Genomic DNA, 4116 nt, shown 5'->3' on the forward strand with positions numbered 1-4116 from the left:
TCCAGACGTCGGACGCGACGGGGTGGTGCGAGAGGGCCGCCCAGGTGGGGGCGCCCACGAACTGCAGGGCCGAGGCGGTCGGCACGACGGTGACGTCGTGGCCCGCATCGGCCAGTTTGCGCAGCAGATCCGCGGCCTTGTAGGCGGCGATGCCGCCGCCCACGCCGAGGACGACCCGGCTCATGCCGGCGGACTACTGCTCGACGGTCTTGTCGGTCGGGTTCGGCGCCTCGGTCGAGGGCTTGAACTCGATCAGGTCGGTGTTGATCTCGCGGAGCGCGATCGACAGCGGCTTCTCCTGCGGGGCGGTGTCGACCAGCGGGCCGACGTACTCGAGCAGGCCCTCGCCGAGCTGGCTGTAGTAGGCGTTGATCTGCCGCGCCCGCTTGGCCGCGATGATGACGAGCGCGTACTTGCTCTGGGTGCGGTCGAGCAGCTCGTCGATCGGCGGGTTGGTGATGCCTTCGGGGGCGGACACGGTTCCGGACACGTCTCGGCTCTCTGGAGAGGATCAGGGGACGGCCCGCACGCGGGCCATCTTGCAGTCTACCGCGCTGCGGGCGTCCCCGGGCGCACTCGGGCGATGCCCGCCGTCTCACGCGAAGGTGGGCATCGGCACACCCTGCGCCGTCCGGCGCGCCGACTGGTCTAGATTCCGTCGGACCGGCGGTGCGCGACGGCGATGTCGCCTGTCCGACCGCCGCCCAGCCACCGTCCATACGGAATGGAGTGCGCGTGCTGATCGGGGTGCCCGGCGAGAGCAAGGCCGGTGAGACACGGGTCGCGGCGACGCCGAAGACCGTCGAACAGCTGATCAAGCTCGGCTACGAGGTGCTCGTCGAGTCCGGTGCCGGGGCGCACGCGTCGTTCGCGGACGAGGCGTTCGAGGCGGCCGGCGCACGGGTCGGGACGGGCGACCAGGCCTGGGGTGCCGACATCGTGCTGCACGTCAACGCGCCGACCGAGGCCGAGCTCGACCGGCTGCACGAGGGCGCCACCGTGATCTCGCTGATGTCGCCGGCGCTGAACCCCGAGTTCGTCGACGCAGTCGCGGCCCGGCCGGTCAACGCGCTGGCGATGGACGCGGTGCCCCGCATCTCGCGGGCGCAGTCGCTCGACGTCCTCTCGTCCATGGCCAACATCGCGGGTTACCGCGCGGTGATCGAGGCCGCGCACGTCTTCGGACGCTTCTTCACCGGCCAGGTGACGGCGGCGGGCAAGGTGCCGCCGGCGAAGGTGCTGGTGGCCGGTGCCGGCGTCGCGGGCCTGGCGGCGATCGGTGCCGCAGGTTCGCTCGGTGCGATCGTGCGGGCGACCGACCCGCGGCCCGAGGTCGCCGACCAGGTGAAGTCGCTCGGTGGCGAGTACCTGCCGGTCGACCCGGCGCAGGCGGAGGTGTCGGCGACCGGCTACGCCAAGGAGATGGGCGACGACTACAAGCAGCGCGAGCGTGAGCTCTACGCCGCCCAGGCCGCAGACGTCGACATCATCATCACGACCGCGCTCATCCCCGGGCGTCCCGCGCCGCGGCTGATCACGCGCGAGATGGTCGACTCGATGCGTCCGGGTTCGGTGATCGTCGACATGGCCGCCTCGAACGGCGGCAACGTCGAGGGATCCGTGGCCGGCGAGGTGGTCACCACCGCGCACGGCGTCACGATCATCGGCTACACCGACCTCGCCGGACGCCTGCCCGCACAGGCCTCGCAGCTCTACGGCACCAACCTGGTGAACCTGCTGAAGCTCATGACGCCGGGCAAGGACGGGCAGCTCGTGCTCGACTGGGACGACGTGGTGCAGCGTTCGATCACGGTTGCGCGAAATCGCGAGAAGACCTGGCCACCGCCGCCGGTGCAGGTGTCCGCGGCACCCGCTGCGGCGGCTGCCGCCCCGGCGCCGGTGAAGACCGAGAAGAAGGCCGTCGCGAACTCGACGAAGCTCGGCATCGTCGCCATCGGCGTCGTGCTGCTGTGGCTGGTCAGCGCGTTCGCGCCCGCGCCGCTACCCGAGCACTTCACCGTGCTGATGCTGTCGGTGGTGATCGGCTACTACGTGATCGGCAAGGTGCACCACGCGCTGCACACGCCGCTGATGTCGGTGACCAACGCGATCTCCGGGATCATCGTCGTCGGCGCGCTGGTGCAGATCGGCGCGTTCACCGACGGGGTGATCCGCGGCCTCGCGTTCGTGGCGATCCTGCTCGCGTCCATCAACGTGTTCGGCGGCTTCGCCGTGACGCGCCGCATGCTCGGGATGTTCTCCAAGTGAACGCTCACGCCGTCGCAGAAGCGGCCTACATCGTCGCGGCCCTGCTGTTCATCCTGTCCCTCGCCGGGCTGTCGAAGCACGAGACGGCGAAGAACGGCGTCACGTTCGGCATCGCCGGCATGGCCATCGCCCTCGCCGCGACGATCGGCGAGGTCACCGACAACGCCAAGGCCATCGCGATCGTGCTGCTGATCGTGGCCGTCGTGATCGGCGCGGCCATCGGGCTGTGGCGGGCGCGCATCGTCCAGATGACCGGCATGCCGGAACTCATCGCGCTGCTGCACAGCTTCGTCGGTCTCGCCGCGGTGCTGGTCGGCTGGGCGAGCTACTGGTCGGTCGAGCGGCAGTCGGGGCAGACCGAGTTCGGCGGGTCGCTGCTGCGCATCCACCACGCCGAGGTGTTCATCGGCATCTTCATCGGTGCTGTCACGTTCACCGGCTCGAACGTCGCGAACCTCAAGCTGTCGGCGCGCATCAAGTCGGCGCCGCTCATGCTGCCGGGCAAGAACGCCATCAACATCGGCGCGCTCGTGGTCTTCGCCGTGCTCACCGGTTTCTTCGTGCACGCGCCGAATCTCGGGCTGCTGATCGCGGTCACGGCGGTCGCGCTGGCGCTGGGCTGGCACCTCGTCGCGTCCATCGGCGGCGGTGACATGCCGGTGGTCGTGTCGATGCTGAACAGCTACTCGGGCTGGGCCGCGGCGGCGTCGGGCTTCCTGCTCGACAACAACCTGCTCATCGTCACCGGCGCGCTCGTCGGGTCGTCCGGTGCGTACCTGTCCTACATCATGTGCCAGGCGATGAACCGCTCGTTCATCTCGGTCATCGCCGGCGGCTTCGGCATCGAGGCGCCGTCGTCGGCGGACGTCGACTACGGCGAGCACCGCGAGATCACCGCCGTCGAGGCGGCCGAGATGCTGCGCGACGCGTCGTCGGTGATCATCACGCCCGGCTACGGCATGGCCGTCGCGCAGGCGCAGTACCCGGTGGCCGAGCTGACGCGCCGGCTGCGCGAGAAGGGCGTCGAGGTGCGCTTCGGCATCCACCCCGTCGCGGGCCGCCTGCCCGGCCACATGAACGTGCTGCTCGCCGAGGCGAAGGTGCCCTACGACATCGTCCTCGAGATGGACGAGATCAACGACGACTTCCCCGACACCTCGGTGGTGCTGGTGATCGGCGCCAACGACACGGTCAACCCCGCCGCGTCCGAGGACCCGTCCTCCCCCATCGCCGGCATGCCGGTGCTCAAGGTCTGGGAGGCGCAGCACGTGATCGTGTTCAAGCGCTCGATGGCCGCGGGCTACGCGGGCGTGCAGAACCCGCTCTTCTTCCGCGAGAACAGCGCGATGCTCTTCGGCGACGCCAAGCAGCGGGTCGAGGACATCCTCGCGGCCCTCTGAGTCGAGCCGGGGTGACGCTTCCCGAGATCGGGTGACGCATCTCGTCGACGGGTGACGGCAAAATTGCCGTCACACGATCTTGAGGTCCGTCACCCGATCTTGAAGTCCGTCACCGTCAGTGCAGCAGGGCGGCGAGCTCGGCGGTGGCGTGGGCGAGGTCGTCGTTGACGATGACCACGTCGAACTCGGGGGCGGCGGCGAGCTCGACCTCGGCGGCGGCCATGCGGGCGGCGCGCTGCTCGGTGGTCTCGGTGCCACGGCGGTCGAGCCGGTCGACGAGCTCCTCGACCGAGGGCGGCGCGAGGAAGACGAACTGCGCGTCCGGCATCGTCTCGCGCACCTGCCGCGCGCCCTGCAGCTCGATCTCCAACACGGTCGGGACGCCACGGGCCAGGTGCTCGTCGACCGGCCGGCGCGGGGTGCCGTAGCGGTTGCCGGCGAACTCGGC

Annotated in this window: 4 protein-coding genes and 1 pseudogene; 2 read left to right on the forward strand and 3 right to left on the reverse strand. The window is 70.1% G+C overall.

Translation table 11 applies throughout. The features are described 5' to 3' along the window. Both ACTHMS_RS19405 and rpoZ read right to left on the reverse strand, forming a co-directional pair. On the reverse strand, window positions 1–184 hold a 184-nt coding region (locus ACTHMS_RS19405), incomplete at its 3' end, for a flavoprotein (protein ID WP_440308308.1). A gap of 9 nt (window positions 185–193) precedes the next feature. Then, window positions 194–490: a DNA-directed RNA polymerase subunit omega gene (gene rpoZ, locus ACTHMS_RS19410; protein ID WP_440308309.1), complete on the reverse strand. Its 297-nt coding sequence runs from the start codon at window positions 488–490 to the stop codon at window positions 194–196. A 245-nt stretch (window positions 491–735) separates the two neighbouring features. On the opposite strand from rpoZ, the gene ACTHMS_RS19415 reads away from it, so the two are divergent. Beyond that, window positions 736–2268, forward strand: a complete 1533-nt coding sequence (locus ACTHMS_RS19415; protein WP_440308310.1) for a Re/Si-specific NAD(P)(+) transhydrogenase subunit alpha — start codon at window positions 736–738, stop codon at window positions 2266–2268. Further along, window positions 2265–3668 carry a Re/Si-specific NAD(P)(+) transhydrogenase subunit beta gene (pntB, locus tag ACTHMS_RS19420; RefSeq protein WP_440308311.1) on the forward strand — a complete coding sequence of 468 codons (1404 nt, stop codon included), beginning with the start codon at window positions 2265–2267 and terminating at the stop codon, window positions 3666–3668. Before ACTHMS_RS19415 ends, pntB begins: the two co-directional genes overlap by 4 nt. Window positions 3669–3783: 115 nt before the next feature. On the opposite strand, the pseudogene ACTHMS_RS19425 reads toward pntB, so the two are convergent. Beyond that, window positions 3784–4116: pseudogene (locus tag ACTHMS_RS19425) on the reverse strand (guanylate kinase); the annotation flags it as partial.

The sequence above is a fragment of the Jatrophihabitans sp. genome, assembly GCF_051960575.1.
Lineage (GTDB): Bacteria > Actinomycetota > Actinomycetes > Mycobacteriales > Jatrophihabitantaceae > JBQCEE01.